Annotated in this window: 13 protein-coding genes; 7 read left to right on the top strand and 6 right to left on the bottom strand. The window is 41.3% G+C overall.

The genetic code is table 11. The features are described 5' to 3' along the window. Positions 1 to 104 precede the first annotated feature (104 nt). Complete coding sequence (locus tag C825_RS07085) at positions 105 to 1,379, bottom strand: peptidoglycan DD-metalloendopeptidase family protein (RefSeq protein ID WP_010801974.1); 1,275 nt, start codon at positions 1,377 to 1,379, stop codon at positions 105 to 107. Between the two features lie 186 nt (positions 1,380 to 1,565). Here C825_RS07085 and C825_RS07090 point away from each other — a divergent pair, with 186 nt between their 5' ends. Both C825_RS07090 and C825_RS07095 read left to right on the top strand, forming a co-directional pair. Next, positions 1,566 to 1,991: an META domain-containing protein gene (locus C825_RS07090; protein ID WP_007654939.1), complete on the top strand. Its 426-nt coding sequence runs from the start codon at positions 1,566 to 1,568 to the stop codon at positions 1,989 to 1,991. 5 nt (positions 1,992 to 1,996) lie between these two features. Next, complete coding sequence (locus tag C825_RS07095) at positions 1,997 to 2,440, top strand: META domain-containing protein (RefSeq protein WP_007654936.1); 444 nt, start codon at positions 1,997 to 1,999, stop codon at positions 2,438 to 2,440. A gap of 146 nt (positions 2,441 to 2,586) precedes the next feature. Here C825_RS07095 and C825_RS07100 read toward each other — a convergent pair whose 3' ends face one another. The 4 genes from C825_RS07100 to C825_RS07115 form a co-directional block, all read right to left on the bottom strand. Next, the gene (locus C825_RS07100) at positions 2,587 to 3,222 is read right to left on the bottom strand and encodes a hypothetical protein (RefSeq protein ID WP_007654935.1); all 636 of its coding nucleotides are present in this window, start codon (positions 3,220 to 3,222) and stop codon (positions 2,587 to 2,589) included. Between the two features lie 95 nt (positions 3,223 to 3,317). Further along, positions 3,318 to 4,103: a DUF5018-related domain-containing protein gene (locus C825_RS07105; protein WP_007654933.1), complete on the bottom strand. Its 786-nt coding sequence runs from the start codon at positions 4,101 to 4,103 to the stop codon at positions 3,318 to 3,320. Between the two features lie 17 nt (positions 4,104 to 4,120). Beyond that, on the bottom strand, positions 4,121 to 6,115 hold the full coding sequence (locus C825_RS07110) for a RagB/SusD family nutrient uptake outer membrane protein (RefSeq protein ID WP_010801975.1): 1,995 nt from the start codon (positions 6,113 to 6,115) through the stop codon (positions 4,121 to 4,123). Between the two features lie 21 nt (positions 6,116 to 6,136). Next, positions 6,137 to 9,406, bottom strand: coding sequence for a SusC/RagA family TonB-linked outer membrane protein (locus C825_RS07115; protein WP_007654929.1), 3,270 nt, complete (start codon positions 9,404 to 9,406; stop codon positions 6,137 to 6,139). Between the two features lie 1,106 nt (positions 9,407 to 10,512). Here C825_RS07115 and C825_RS07120 point away from each other — a divergent pair. The 3 genes from C825_RS07120 to C825_RS07130 all read left to right on the top strand — a co-directional run bounded on the left by C825_RS07120 (position 10,513) and on the right by C825_RS07130 (position 14,100). Next, entirely contained in the window at positions 10,513 to 11,250 is a 738-nt protein-coding gene (locus C825_RS07120) for a hypothetical protein (RefSeq protein WP_007654928.1), read from the top strand. Positions 11,251 to 11,459: 209 nt separating this feature from the next. Continuing rightward, positions 11,460 to 12,518, top strand: a complete 1,059-nt coding sequence (locus C825_RS07125; RefSeq protein ID WP_010801976.1) for an MG2 domain-containing protein — start codon at positions 11,460 to 11,462, stop codon at positions 12,516 to 12,518. After that, positions 12,481 to 14,100, top strand: a complete 1,620-nt coding sequence (locus C825_RS07130; RefSeq protein WP_010801977.1) for a TonB-dependent receptor — start codon at positions 12,481 to 12,483, stop codon at positions 14,098 to 14,100. The genes C825_RS07125 and C825_RS07130 overlap by 38 nt, the downstream gene beginning before the upstream one ends. 2 nt (positions 14,101 to 14,102) lie before the next feature. On the opposite strand, the gene C825_RS07135 is transcribed toward C825_RS07130, so the two are convergent. Next, positions 14,103 to 15,299: an exo-beta-N-acetylmuramidase NamZ family protein gene (locus tag C825_RS07135; protein ID WP_010801978.1), complete on the bottom strand. Its 1,197-nt coding sequence runs from the start codon at positions 15,297 to 15,299 to the stop codon at positions 14,103 to 14,105. Between the two features lie 154 nt (positions 15,300 to 15,453). Here C825_RS07135 and C825_RS07140 point away from each other — a divergent pair, with 154 nt between their 5' ends. Both C825_RS07140 and C825_RS07145 read left to right on the top strand, forming a co-directional pair. Then, entirely contained in the window at positions 15,454 to 15,636 is a 183-nt protein-coding gene (locus C825_RS07140) for a hypothetical protein (RefSeq protein ID WP_007654920.1), read from the top strand. Positions 15,637 to 15,721: 85 nt separating this feature from the next. Then, the gene (locus C825_RS07145) at positions 15,722 to 16,264 is read left to right on the top strand and encodes an HDIG domain-containing metalloprotein (protein WP_007654918.1); all 543 of its coding nucleotides are present in this window, start codon (positions 15,722 to 15,724) and stop codon (positions 16,262 to 16,264) included. Positions 16,265 to 16,273 lie beyond the last annotated feature (9 nt).

The raw sequence follows: 16,273 nt of genomic DNA on the forward strand, positions 1-16,273 counted from the left end.
TGTAGCATAATTCTACTTAAAAGCAATAGTTATCGGAGCTGAAACCGATAGGCATCGCTTCATCTGCGGGTAGGCATCCGTTTGAAACCTTCCTGACCGGATATTTATTCCGTTATCAGAAGTGTATCGGCAACTTCTATATGCCGTGTTTGCATGCTGTCCAATTCGGCAAGTACCTGTTGTTTTACGATAGCAAAACTGTCGCGGAATTCCGCTTTGACAGGCAATGAAGGAGGTGCCTCCATGTTCAGGGGATTTATCGGCTGGCCGTTTTTGTGTACACGGAAATCGAGATGAGGACCAGTCGAGAGACCGGTAGAACCCACATAAGCGATCACTTCACCTTGCTGCACATGGCTGCCCACCTGTATGCCTTTGGCAAACTTGCTGAGATGCATATAAGTGGTGGTATATACGGAGTTGTGTTTTACTTTCAGGAAATTTCCGCCGCCATTCTGGTATCCTTTGGCAATAACGGTTCCGGCTCCGATGCTTTTAACCGGGGTACCGACCGGTGCTGCATAATCAACCCCGTGGTGAGCACGATAGCGTTTCAAAATCGGATGGAAACGGGCATTCGTAAAGCGTGACGTGATACGGAAGATATCCAGCGGGGCTTTCAGGAATGCTTTACGCAAACTGTTCCCGTCCTGGTCGAAGTATTCGAATACGCTGTCCTGGGTAAAGGGGATGGCAACAAAGTCTTTTCCCTGATGAGTAAAAATTGCTCCCTGGATACCGCTTATATTCAGTGCAGTTGTGTCGTCGATATAAGCAATATCATAGAGGACACGGAAAGAATCCCCCTCTTTTACATCATAAAAGTCTATTTGCCAGGCAAAGACATCGGCTATATTGATTGCCAACAACGGGTTTACGCCTTTCGATTGTAATACGTTCCATAAGGAGGAATTGATTGTTCCTTCTACGTACTGGCGTTTTAAAGTAATAGGCTTGTTAAACTCGTAGGCACTGATCGTATCGCCGGTAAAGTCGATCACTGCGTAATCGGTTTTCGATTTGGCAAAAGCAATGTAGCGTATCTGTGCAGTGCTGTCTTGCATGGAGAAGGTATAATAATGCATGCCCGCCTGTAGCTTTGTAGGGTCCAGAACTTCTTTGGACGATCTGCTGATACTGTCAGCCATTAAGGCAGAGAAACCGAGGTTAGAGAAGATTGCAGCCGGATTATCACCGTTTTTCATCTTATACTCTTTCAGGTCGAGTGTATCGATGCAGATACCGTATTGATATACGCGTTGGAGGCTGTCGATCCATTCGCTGTCAACTTCTTCTTCGCATTGTTTAGGGGTGTTTTTGCAGGAGATACCTACTATGAACAGTAAAATCAAAATAGGTGCAATGCCTGATCTCTTCATTATATCCTCATTTATAGTTTGTTCGTCGGGTGCAAACTTACGGAAAATAATGTAAAGCATCAGGCGCATGGAAGTAGCGTAGAAGGGAAGATTTGTTAATATTGACTAAATTGAATATCTTTGGGGAACAATTTGGACGGATTTGGCGTCTTATCCTTGTAAGTGATATAACAAATAGTATAGATTATGAAAAGAGTGATTTTTTATGTATTGATGCTCCCGATGGTACTTGGGATGATGATTTCTTGTTCTGAAGCCAAAACAGACGCAAAGAAACTGGAAGGTAAATGGAATGTGGTGGAAGTAAAAGGTGAAAAGATTCTGAAAGAAGGACTGCCCTATATGGAATTCGATATGGCTCAGAATAAATTGCATGGCAATGCCGGTTGTAATATGTTCAATACAACCATTACATTAGATGCCAACGATGTATCTTCGATCACTATTGCACCGGGTGCTGCTACAATGATGGCTTGTCCGGACATGGCAACGGAAGATGCGATCATGAAAGCGATGGGTGATGTGAAAGCGGTTAAAGCCGGTAATTCTGAAAGCGAAATGGCCCTGGTAGACCAGGACGGCAACGTATTGCTTGTTTTATCTAAAAATTAAACCGTATGAAGAAGTATTTATATCTCTGCCTGGCAGTTGTGGGGATAGCCGTATTTGCTTCCTGTAAATCACAAAAAGCTGTGGTGGCTTCCTATTCAGACCTGGATGGCGAATGGAGTGTAGTGGAACTGAACGGTAAGAAACTTGATCCGGCAGACAGCAAACAGCTTATTGTCATTGATGTTGCCCGTAACCATTTGTCGGGGAATGCCGGTTGTAACCGGATGAACGGCAATATCGAATATTCGGAAGCCCGGAAGAACATCATTAAATTTCCGCAAGTCGCCACAACGCGCATGGCATGTCCTGATCTGAAAGGCGAGCAGGAGTTTCTGGAAGCTCTGAATAAAGTAGTTCGTTTTGAGGCGGAAGGAAATGTAAAACCCGTGAATACGATTGCTTTTTACGGGACCGATAATGGAAAGCTGATGGTTATCGAAAAGAAATAAATAAGTAATTTCATAAAAAAGGAGAGGTGGCCCTGTTGAAGGAGGCCACCTCTTTGGTTTAGAGATTGAACATTCCTGTTTGTTGTTGTTTACTTCGCCAATAGTATAAAACCAGTATGTTCTTAAAACCACCAATGTTTCTTCTTTTATTTTTCAATAGCAAAGGCGTGATTGCAAAGCTGTACTACTTGTTCGATAGAATTGAAATCAACTTTGCTTTCATCGATGTATTTCTTTAGTTCTTCTTTTTGTTTAGGAAATAGTTTCAGGAATTGTTTCTCTGTAGAGAATCGTTTTAGCCGTTTGTTTTTTTCGATATAGAATTGATATTCTAATTTGGTTATGACAGTGTTTTTTGTATCGTCTCCTGTTCCATAAACCATATTGGAATAGCTATCAACAGAAGCTGTCTCTGTTTTCCCTCCAAATGTTAAGTCTTTTTTTATTCGTTTTTGACCTGAATATTGAACCAAAATTCGTGGGTCTGATTGTATTACTTCTGCTGCTTCATTCTTGTTTACTAATATGAATATCCGTTCTCCAATCTTTATGGATACAATCATTTCAGGGTCTGCAAATTCTTTTATCTCATTATCCTTGTCGATGAATTGGAACATGTTTTTCAGAAGATCGTAGTTTGACTGTACTTGAAAAACTCTTCCATCTTTATAATAAATATAAGAATCAGTAAATTCAGGAAACAAATAGTTGGAATGAACTCCTTGTGCCCAACAGATAAGTGAATTACAACAAATAAGGAATAGAAAAATAATCGATTTCATATTATTAGGATCAAGAGTGATGATAAGAAAGTTACAAGAAGAGAGTTCCAGATGGTTTTACCATCCGGATCCCTCCTTTTCTTGTAATTAATGATTTAAATGGAACCTGAGGTCCATTTATATGCTTCTTCCGAAGTTGCAGGCAACACATGTACTTGAATTTCATACAGGCGTTTGTATTCCGGAGCTCCGTCTGGACGAATAGCAGTGTTTGTCACTAAGTATTGACGTGGTTGTGTAAAATCGCCCGGTGTACCTAACTTGGGTGCTCCGTTAACCGGATCAACTCTACATGCTCCTTGATCGTCAAGAATAAATTCTAATACCATTTCGTTTATTTTCACTGGCATAATGACACTACGGAACATGCCATCTTGTACTTCTTCATAATAAGCTGTTGGTTTCACACTTTCAGAGTCGAATGCCGATTTAACAAACAAGTGACCTTTGTTGGGTGTTATGTATTCAACTTTGTCTAATGTGAAAACATGAATGATATGTTTTTTTCCTTCCGGGGCAGAACTGTCATCAACAATTTCTTTTGTGTTATTGACTTTCATTGTTTCACCAGCAGCTAATGTCTTGTTCAATATTGTCATCGGTGCTCCGGTATTGTTAGTATATTCAATACCGTTCTCGATAGCATCCATAACAGAACGAGCGAGATAATTTTCCAACCATTGCCCTTTTCCGTCATTATGGTTGACTTGCCATACTTTGTTTACGAAAAGTTCACGCGGACGGTTTCTAACCATGGCTCCAGCTAATTCAAGATTTGAATAAACTGATTCGGGCACTTCATCCCAAACAATGCCGCTTTGGCAGCTGGTAAGGGTTGTTATACCAAATATAAAGGCAAATAATAAATTCTTTATTTTCATAATTTCTTTTGTATATATTATTGATAACTTCTGTTTTCCCATCCAGGATTTTGAACAAAATTACCGTTTACATCCAATGTTGTGCGAGCAAAAGGTAATTTATAGTATACAGCATCATTAAATTTACGTTCATAATAAACCACATTACCACTTAGTGAAGTGATCGGACGGATATCGAAATGAGGAGTGAAGTATTTAGGGTCATCTTTGGATGCCAAATAACCATTGTCTTCTACTTCTGTGCTTTCAACACCTTTGCGGAAAATAAACATACCTTTGGATGATTTGTTTAACTCTTCAATGGTTGTTTTACCTTCTGATTCACCCCATCTCAACAAATCGAAGTAACGGAATCCGGGAACTTCGAATGCAAACTCGATACGGCGTTGCAATTTGTATTCTTCCCACAGATTGTGGCCAACTGCCGATTCATCAAAGTTATCCAAACCTGCACGATTGCGGATTTGATTAACTGCATCGCGAACTTCGTTTTCTTTGCCTCCCAGTTTATAGGCAGCTTCTGCATAGTTTAGCAGTGCTTCTGCGTAACGAACTTGGAAATAAGAAAGCGCAGATTGTGTGTAATTGACTGTTCCGTCCTCATTAAAACGACCTACAGTGTATTTTGTAGGATAATAGCTTGTTACAGTTGATTGTGCACGTCCTGTAACAGCTAACTTTTCAGAGTTTCTGAATTCGGTGTGAAGTGCGCTATATTTTTCCGAACGAGTTGGTTCCGATAAGTCAATCCATGTGCGAACTAAATAACGGAGTTCGTTTCTGTTGGCAAAATAACTACTGTCGTAAACGATTGTTGCATAAAAACGTTTGTCGCGGTCAGTATACATTTGGAGGTAGTTTTCGCTTTCAGCAGCCCATTCTCCGTTTGCATTTTTGGCAACACCCATTTCTTTTGCTTGAGTTGTTTTCCACCATTGCATCCATTTGCCGGTTACTTTATCTTTTTGGTAGTAGCAGTCAACCAAATCCTGTGTAGGGTATGAACCACCGCGATCGCCACCCCAATTAGGAGAAAAGTCGGTAGTTGCACCATACATGCGTCCTTCCGGATGTGATTGTTTCATCGGGCTGAATTCAGCTCTGTTTGCTTCGTTAAACATGACCGGCCAAATAGCTTCAACCGATTGGTGTCCGCTGGATGTATTGAACAGATTGCTATAATCTGGATCTAGTTGATATTTACCGATCACAGATTTTGCAGCGTCATAAGCCTGCTGATAGTAATGGTTTGCATTTTTTGAGAATTTGTAAAGCGTTTTACTTTCAGCAGATCCTGAGAGCTTATCATAAAGACCCTTTGCTGAAGCTTCGGCAGCACAGGCAGCTGCTAATGCCGAACGCGATTTTAATACTTGTACGGCCGACTCGTTTATCAATCCTAAAGCGGGTGCGGCAGTTGTCTGCTTGAAGTATTCCAACGCTTTGTCATAATCTGATAAAATCTGATCGAATACCTCTTCGCGGCTGTTTTGCGGCAGCATGGTCTCATCGAAAATGGTCATCGACTGAGTGACAATCGGCATGATACCCCAATATCTTTCCATGTCGGCATAAAATAGTCCACGGAAAGCATAGCTTTCTGCTAATAGTTGAGCGCGTTCAGAATCAGTTATGTTTGGAACTTCTGGGATACGTTCGATAGCCAAGTTCGCTTGACGGATATTTTTATAACCGGCATCCCAAGGTGCACCGATTAAACCAGTGACACTGTTAAGCTCATCGTATTCTCTGTTGTTGAAGCTATATTGGCGGAACGTATTTTGATCGCGGTCGATATTACCACAAGCATTGTCGGACCATTGTTCGGCTTGGAATGCTTGGTTGGCGCCGGCCGGACTCCACAAATAAAATTGATTGACAAAAGTGCGGGTCAGTTGGGCATTTGACCAGAATTGTTCTTCGCCTACTTTGTTAGTCGGTTCTATACCCAACGGATCACAGCTGGAGAGACAAACCGCAGCGCATAAGGCTAATATATTTAATTTCTTCATTTTGTTTTTGTTCTAATTGTATTACAATGTTAATGTAGCACTCAATGTGAATGAGCGTTGAGTCGGATAGCTACCCAATTTATTGCCACCCCAAATAGAGTTGGCTGGTAGATATTCCGGGTCTGTCATGTTACTGAATGGGTTGCTTTTCTTAACCCAAGTACAAACGTTGTTTGCAATGAAGTTTACACTTAATCCCTTAATATAATCTACGTTCTTAAGAACGCGACGTTTCAAATCATAGCTAACACTGATGTTCTTTAATTTCAGGTATGAAGCATCGTATCCCCATACGTCTACATAGTTATATCCCCATCCGTAGCTGGAATTGGTTGGCAACGGAAGTTTATTGGTAATAGGGTTACTCGGCGTATAAGATTCCTGGAACAAGTATTTACCATAGTTCCAGTAATAATCCTGTTGTGAACGGGCCGGAGATGTAACGTCACCGGAAACACTTGTTGCTCCCTGAAGGAATATTTCGAAACTGAAATCTTTCCATCCTGCTCCTAATGTGATACCATACAACGTCTGAGGAGTTGTTCCTCCACCTGTATTATATGCATAGTCGGCAATACCTAACACACCATCACCGTTGCGGTCGTCCATGCGGAATGTACCGACTGTGTGATTACGTTTGAAATGCAGATACGAGTTATACATATCATCGTAAGAAGTGAAAATACCATTTGTCTGCCATGAGATGTTATAAGTTTCAGCATGAGCATTTACACCCAAATCGTTTAGGTTGGCATAGTAATAATCTGTACTTTTATCTGCATGTCTTACTGTAACTTCTTCCCAATGTGTATAGTTTGCACCGACTCTATAGGTGAAGTCACCGATACGGTCGTTCCAGTTTAAAGAAAATTCCACACCACCTTTATGGGTTGTTACGTAAGGGGCATTCATTTTCGGAGTATTAGGCAAACCTAAGATCGGAGTATAGGTCAATTCCGGGTTCATGTCAATTTCATCACCCTTGTTTAGGTATAGATAGGTGTCGAATGATCCGGACAAACGGTCTTTCAAGAAACTGAAATCAACACCACCACTGATTTGTTGTGATTCACCCCAAGTCAGATTACTAGACACGTTGGTTTCGGTCCAAGCTGTACTAGCTCCCATGTTTTCCCCTAACAGAATGGTTTTAGACAAACCATATTGGTTCATGTAGCTGAATGGTTTTGACAATTCGTTACCTACAATACCGTAGCCGGCACGAATCTTGAATGAGTTGATTAAGTCAGTGTTCAGAATGTCTTTGATGAAGGTTTCCTCTGTAAGCATCCAACCTGCAGATGCTGCATAGAAGAATCCCCAACGTTTATCCGGATGGTAACACAATGACCCGTTATAGTTGGCACTCAATTGTAACATATACTTGCTGTCGTAATCGTAAGTGACACGACCAACCAGAGACGCAGAGCCCCATAAGCCTTCGTCACCATTCATAGAGTCCATGGTCGATCCACCGTTTATCTGCGTGTTGTAGATGGCAGGATAACCATACTTTTTAGCCATTGTCGAATTGGTTCTTCTCTTTTGGCTGGTATAGTTGAGCATCGCGCTCAGGTTATGTTTACCGAATGAACGAACGTAGTCGGCCTGGACAATACCAGTTGTCAATGAATAATTATTCCAGGTTTGAGACAATTTGGCATTATTCGGGTTGTAGCTGTTTTCCTGAGTTGAATATGGAGCACTGTACACACCTATTTGCGGGTGTTCGAATGTCTTGTTCATGGAATTACTGTAGTTGAAGTTGACACTTGTACTAACAGATAATCCTTCTATCCAGGGCAAACTCCATTTTAAACCGATGTTACTTTGCAAACGATAGTCATCTGTGTTATTGAAACCTGTTCGTAAACGAGCATCTAAACTATTATTCCTTTCTAAACCGGTTGTCCAGTTTCGAGGGATCTTGTTCATTTCATTGTCCTCAATCAAGACGTTGTTGAAAATGTTATCTCCTCCGTACGGTTTTTTGTTCTTAGCCATTACGCCATTTAAATTCAATGTGAATTTCAAACTTTTGTCTTTCAACAAATAGGCGTCGGTGTTGACAATGGCGTTATACTGCTCGTAATTGTAGGAATCGCTGATACCGGATTGGTTCATGTATCCCAAACTTGAATAGTATCTAACTCTTTCGCTACCACCTCTTACACTCACATTGGTTTGCGACATAGGTTGAACATGATCAAACCAATCCCATGGATCATAGTTACCATAGTAGTTTTCAATGTCTCCGCCTTGTGTTTTAAATGGGTTAAAATAGTCGTTTATTTCATCTAGTGTATATCCTAAACCGTATTTTTGATTCACCATGTCGGTGATTTCTTGACGGCCGTATCCCTGAGAAGAAAGGTGGTACATATAATATTTGGACATTTCCGTTGCATTGTATGCGGGACTTTCAGCCATGCTGGCAGCATACAATTCGTTTTTCTTGTTCACATAGTCCCAAGTACTCATGGGCTTAAACTTATAGGAAGGTGTCATCATGGTCATCTTTTGGCTTACTGATATTTCCAGCATACCTTCTTGTCCTTTTTTGGTAGTTACTACCACAACACCGTCTTTTGCACGTGGACCGTATACAGCAGTAGCAGATGCGTCCTTCAAGATACTCATAGAAGCAATATCATCTGGGCGCAGGCGGTTGAAGAATACTTCACCCTGTTCCGTTTCCATTACAACATCATCGATTACATACAAGATTTGGCTACCGCCACGGATCCAAATTTTGGAAGTTTCACCCGGAGCACCTGAACGTGCCTGTGTGATGATACCAGATACACGTCCACCTAATCCGTCACTAGGAGAGGTTACTGGTAATTTAGCGATTGATTCGACTTTTACGTTAACGGCTGCTGCTGTCAAAGTTTTTGTTTTTTGAACACCGGCAAAACCTGTTACTACAACTTCATCTAGTGCTTGGGAGTCTTCCTGAAGTTTGATGTTTAAGTTAGGATTCCCTGTGTACTTGACTTCTTGAGTAGTGTAACCTACAAACGAAATTTGGATAGTTGCTCCATTTTTGACATCTTCCAAAACAACTTTACCATCTAAATCGGTAACATTACCATTTGTTGTGCCTTTTACAACTACGGATGCTCCGGTGACAGGGCCGAAATCATCCTCTACAATAACCGTCACTTTCCCATTTTGTTGGGTGATGTTTACGCTTGGTCTAATGGGAAGGGTATCGGCAAGCATACTCGCAGGTGAGCATGTCATTCCGGCCAACAATAATAGACCAATTGGCTTGAAGTTTTTCAACATAATTGATTTAGTTTATTTGTTAATTTAACAAGTTCTAGAAGAACTATGGTTGAAGGTACATTTCTATATTACAATAATAAAATTGGAAAAATGCTCTATATATTTTCTCATTTATATAAACGGAGTTTTATAAAAGAAATCAAATAAAGCGATGCATTTTTTTGTTATTTTAATTTAATATGTAATTTGTAACCTAAAAGAACCATAGTTCTTCTAGAACAATGGTTGTATAGCCCCCGTTAGTGGTATTAAATCGAGTGTTTATTTAAATTTTATTTATCAGAGGTACGATTTTAGGGAAAGAAAAGGAAAAGACAGATTCCTATGGGTGCATTTTAACAATGCCCATTCTAAGGTCGTTATAATGCCCATCCAAGTTACCTTATAATGCCCATTCAAGCAACCTAACAATGGGCATTGTTAAAATGACTGTTCCAGTCTTTGGATTTATATCCATTTCGTAATTGACAAGTGCAGGTGTGAAGGTGGTGAAGACAGTGAGGGGTGTTTTGTAAACTTTCTAAATGTATAAATAAAATATGTGGTCTCTTTAAAGAGAGGTCATATTTTATTTATTTTCTCGCGAAGTTTACAATGGGGGGGTAAAAAACTTCACATCTGTCACATCCATATCCATTTTGTAAAGAAAAAACAGTAACGACTTCTCCAATTGGTTTGAAGGGTGGGATTCTTTTATCTCCTCTTTGATAGTAATGTTACCGGGGATATTTCATACGGGTAGGCACATTCGTTTTCATTTTTTTTACCTGGTTGTATTATTCTATAATACAGTGGATTGTAGCAAAGAAAGAGTGAGGGGTGATAAAATTGCTTTATGTCGGTAGAAACGGCATTTGGTCGAAAAAGAATAGTTCTTGACCCGTTTTCTTTCGGCCGAGAGCGTTTTTGGGTACGGTTTCCTTTGTTTTGTGTTTTTTTTTGTTTTATATTTAAAGCGATTAAAAAAACAGGAGCTAAATTATGATAACATCCATCCCGTATCAAACTCAAAGAAAGTTCCTTTTGCCTGGCTGCATCAGTGGCAGGTAAGTGGAGTGATGCAGCTTGTGGACCACGTATTGTTTAATCGTTAATACATTATTATTGTGAAGGCAAGATTTTTTAGTTTGGTATTATTAACCGTATCGATGTTGGTTGGTTGTACAGAAGTGAATGATCCGGTCTTGGATCAGGAGGTTAATCAGAATGAAGAAAACATAGCTCAGTTGAAAGCGATGGCAGAGGAAGCCGGGTGGATAGTTTCGCCTAAAGTCTTAGAGAGCGCAAGAACTACTCCTTTGACAAAGGTTGAAATTGCACAGCTTCAAGAAGATTTGGATATTTATTCACAATTTCCACAAACCGAAGAAAAACGACAAATGGAAGTAATACCGTTTGGTAATTTATATGTATTTTCTCCTGTGTTTTTACCTAGAGTTATGACTAGGGCTGTATCAAGTGGGTCATTGTTGGTATATGCTACTTTTGGAAGTTGTTGGTCAAATGTTTGTAATCAAATACCTATAAAAGTTTATTATGATTTGGATGAAAAGGGCAATGTTGTTTATGCTTTTGGAGGTACGGAATATAGTATAAATGGTGGAGGTCCTATACGTTGTTTTTGTAATGGAGCGACTTATTACTCAACTCTTTATTATAAATGTGAATGGGGAAATACTATTTTTTTGAAATTATGGATAAGTCGGTATAAAGAGTATAATATTGGTTATAGTAGAATTTATTTGTATTCTGAAGGAAATGTTGATATAAAAACTGGTAATTCTCATTTTGAAACACATGAAATATCAAAAAGTGAATTACCTCCAGAAATCTTTAATCCGTAATTATAAAATTAATAGGCTTGTAAAATTTGTGGTGATATATTAAAAACTGTATTAAGAAACGTGGAATACGCTGACAGAGTGCAGAATAACGCAGACAATATGATTTTTAATAAAATAGTCTATGTAACTCTGCGGATTCCGCGTTGTCTGCGTCCGGTAATAGTTATTTTGCCCCCCATATATAAAGAACAATATAAAACACCAAGGTTATGAACAGATATATCCTTTATCTCTTGTTGTCTGTCGTAATGACAGTCTTTGCACAAGCACAACTCTTTCCTGATACAGTAGCGGGGCGTTTGTGGCAACAGACCTGTTTGTTTCCGAATGAAAAGATCCATTTACATACCGATCGTTCATTGTATATGGGAGGTGATACGCTTTGGTTTCGTGCTTATTTGGTGAATGCGTTGGATAATAAACCGGAAAAGACGAGCCGGTATGTGTATGCCGAATTGGTCAATCCGTTCGGGAATGTTGTGAATCGTGTGAAAATCAGACAGGATACGGATAGTTTGTATTATGGCTATTTGCCATTGGATATTGATTTACCAGGTGGTGAATATACGATTCGGGCATATACCCGTTATATGGAGAATAGTGGAGAGTCATTCTTTTTCCGGAAACCGGTCCGGGTCGTTCAGGCGTTAGGTAAATCAGTTAAAGCCGAAGTTGATTTCAGTGGTAAAGCGGGGCAAAAACAGGTTAAAGGTGTTGTGGGCTTAAAGAATATGACATCCCGGCAAATGATTAAACTGGAAAATGTCTCGTTCTTTGATGAAAAAGGCAAGATTGACTACTGGACAGAAGATGGGCAATGCCATTTCAAGATCACTCCGGACGACTATAAACAGAAAGTTGTCAAGTTGGAAGCTGCCAACTTTCAGCAGTTTCTGCCTGTGGATCTACCGGAAGCTGATTATCATGTAGACTTCTTACCCGAAGGAGGTAATCTGCCTGCCGGTGTTTTGTCGAAGATGGCGTTCAAGGCACTGAATAGTTTGGGGCAGTCGGAAGAGGTGTCCGGTATCGTGAAAGATGAGTCCGGCAACGTAGTCTGTAAATTCCAAACAACCCATGCCGGTATGGGGGCTTTTAATTGGATACCGGAAGCGGGAAAGAAATATTATGCCGAGTGTACTTCGGAAGCCGGTGTCACCCGTCGTTTTGATTTGCCGGTAGCCCATCAGGATGTGGTTTCTTTGAATGTGATAGAAAATAGGGGGGCTTATGTTGTTTTCCATTCGAGGCGGGCAGTCTTTGAATGAAACCACCCGGCCATTTACTCTTTTGGTTCATGAACGGGGGCTTCCTCTTTTGGCGCGGGAAATAGATGTGGAAAAGCCGGTACGCATTAAGCAAGAGGGGATTGCCTCTGGCGTGTTGCATTTTGTCTTGCTTTCTTCGGCAGGGAACATCCTCTGTGAACGGTTGGCGTTTGTAAAGAATGATGACCAGGCTTGCCTTTTGCTTCGTCCGGATAAAGGAACGTACGGCTGGCGGGAGAAGGTAAACCTGTCTGTCGCCTTGCAAGATGTGTCGGGGAATCCGTTAACCGGAAGTTTTTCGGTGTCAGTGACTGATACCAAGGATCTATTGCCGGATTCTACCTATACGATTTATACTTCCTTATTGTTGACTTCTGAGTTGAAAGGGTATATCGAAGAGCCGGGGTGGTATTTCTATTCGGATGAACCTTTCAGGAGGGAGGGTTTGGATTTGCTGATGTTGACGCAAGGCTGGAGGAGTTACCGGTTGGAGCAAGCACTAGTTACCGATTACCAAACACCGGCGATTGCTCCGGAGTTATATCAGCGTCTCACCGGTGATGTGAAACGATTGGTAGGAAATAAGGTCGTGAAAGGAGCGAAAGTGACGGTGAACATACCGGATCAGGGGGTACTGGAAGAGGTGAAGACGGACGAAGAGGGATGTTTTGACTTCAGTCCGTTTGAATTTCCTGATAGTACGCTTTATAGTGTACATGCCGTTTCTCCCAAAGGAAGTTCTAATGTGTTATTGTCTCTTTCTCCGGAAGAATATCCGGCAGTTGAACAAGCATGGCCTTTCATGGAAGAGAGGCACGTTGCTGGTCGGCCATTGGCTGAAAATGTTTCGGTTGATGTCAGTTTCATGGATAAATCCAACCGGCGAGTAAGTTATGAAAACGGCTTGCGTAGTGTGTTTTTGGAAGATGTGGTGGTGACTGCCAAAAAGAGGAAAGCCCCTAAAACCCCTTATGAAACGATACAGGGAAGTATAACTATTCGGCAAGAAGAGATAGAACAGGTGCCGGATATGTCTTTAAAGACTTTTTTGTTGTCAAGGTTTCCAGGATTGTATTTTAAAGAGAATGTAGTGCCTTACTATCGTGGTGATGATCCGGGTAATAGAGTAAGGGTTGTCTTGAATGAATTTCCGGTAAATGACTCTATCATGGAGAATCAGTTGATACAAACGTTGAGTTTGAAAGATATCGAACAGATTGATATCAACCGGGATCGAACAGCAGGATTGGCTTGGTTTCCTATGACTGGCGCTTATTTTATTGCTATCAAAATGAGGCAAGGCATATCTATGGCGAATTATATACCTAAAAACGTTGGGCAAATCCATTTGTTAGGTTATCAGAAACCGGCTGCTTTCTATTCCCCTAAATATGAGACCATGCAACAAAAAGAGAATCCGATGCCTGATTTGCGGACAACTCTTTATTGGAACCCGAAGGTACAAACCGACAAGCAGGGCAACGCTTCGGTTGAATTTTATACCGCTGATAGCGAAGCCCCCTTTTCTGTCGTGATAGAAGGAATCACCGATGATGGGCGGTTGATTCGTGGAAAGTGGTAGTCTTATTTAGATCGGTAATCCGGGTATAATAAATACTTTTTTCGCATTTGTTTATACTTGTCCAGTTCCGGCTGCCAGCTCTCACGTATTTCCTCCTCTGTCAGTCCTCTGACAATCTGGTAACGGAGTTCTTTGGTGCCGGCCAGCAGGTCGAACCATTGCGGACGGGAGAAAAAGAAAGCCTGTTCGTTTCCCGCCTTATTATAGAAGTCCAGGAAAAAGCGCAGGGTCAATCCTCCCTCGAAAGGATATTCCCGGAGGTCGATGCCGTAGCATTCCTTGTCTTTTTGCAAAGGATTCGTATCGAAGCCCGGCAATGAAACAGGAGTGAATGCGAAATCGCCGTATTTCCGGTCCGGGTATCCGATCACCTGGAACGGATAGTAAGTACCGCGTCCGACACTGACGTTGGTTGCCTCGAAGAAGCATAACGACGGATATAGGCGGATCGACTGGTCGTTTGGCAGGTTAGGCGAAGGCTTGACCGGCAACCAGTACGGATCGCCATGTTTCCAGTTTTCCATTTTAACGATATGCAGTTTGCAACTGTCCGGAGAGCTTTTCAACCAGCCTTCACTGTTGATCATCCAGGCCAGTTCGCCGACCGTCAGGCCGTGCAATAGTGGGATAGGATCGACACCGACAAACGATTCAAAACCTTTCTGACGGATCGGGCCGTCTACAAAATCATTAGGGTTCGGACGGTCGAGTACGATAAACTCGACACCGTTTTCCGCACATGCTTCCATGACATAATGCATGGTACTTATATACGTATAGAAACGGGCTCCCACATCCTGGATGTCGAATACGATAACGTCCAGCCCGTTCAACTGTTCGGCTGTCGGTTTTTTGTTTTTGCCGTAAATGGATACGATGGGAATGCCGGTTTTCAGGTCGCGGCTGTCTTTTACTTCTTCTCCGGCATCGGCTGTTCCCCGGAAACCATGTTCGGGTGCAAAAACCTTTTTCACTTGAATGCCTTTTTCAACCAGGGCATCCAGTAAATGTTTCTGTTGTTTTTCCAGAATAGAAGTCTGGTTGATAACCAGTCCCACTTGTTTGTCTTTCAGCAAGCGGGTAATCACATCCATACGCTCGGCACCTAAAACCAAAGGCCCCTGAGTTGTTGCGGCTTGTAATCCGGGCATGAGCAATATGCCGATAAACCAAAGTGTAAGCCTGAAAACTGTTTTCATAATCCGTTTCCTACTGTTTATTATCTGCAAAAGTAGCAAATGTTCGTCTCTTTAAAGCAACGAAAGGATTAAATGTGTTTCTATTTAACATGTTTGCCTTGAACCATCATACTTGATTTCGTGTTGATTTAATATAAACAAAAAGAATAATCATATGACAACAAAACTTCCAAAGATCAAAGAAAAAGCGAAAACCGAAGCATTAGTGTTGGATCACAAAGAAGATCGGTATCCGGTACAACAGGTAGCAACAGACGGTGAAGTAACAAAAAAAGAGGTGAAAGACGCCGTCAAGGAAATCAACCCCGACCTGAATAGCCTCGGAAGCAGAGGATAGCATTTTATCAGCCGTATACTGGATAGCCAATATAAAATATCTGTATCTTCGCAACCGGATTAACTTAAAACAAGGTATGGATAAAATGAATCCTATTGATATTATCTCAAAATATTATCCGGCAGAATCGGATGCTTATCATATATTGGTTACCCATAGCCGGAGTGTTGCCGACAAAGCATTGAACCTGGCCCGGATGCATCCGGAAATGAATCTGGACATTCCGTTCATAGAAGAAGCCGCTATGCTGCATGATATAGGCATTTTCTTGTGTAATGCTCCGGAGATCGGCTGTTTTGGGGATGCCGAATACATCTGTCACGGCTATCTGGGAGCTGACCTGATGCGTAAAGAAGGCTTTCCCCGCCACGCATTGGTTTGCGAACGGCATACCGGGACCGGTATAACCCGTGAAATGATAGAGGAGCGGCATCTTCCGCTTCCTTCACGTGTAATGGTGCCGGTTTCGTTGGAAGAACAGCTGATCTGTTTTGCCGATAAGTTTTACAGCAAGACAAAACTGGATAAGGAAAAGTCCGTTGAGAAGGTAAAACAGGGCCTTTCAAAGTACGGAGAAGATACTGTAATACGTTTTGATAACTGGTGTAAACTCTTTTTAGGGGAATAAAAGCTATAG

This window comes from Parabacteroides sp. ASF519, from assembly GCF_000364265.2.
Classification (GTDB): Bacteria; Bacteroidota; Bacteroidia; order Bacteroidales; family Tannerellaceae; genus Parabacteroides; species Parabacteroides goldsteinii.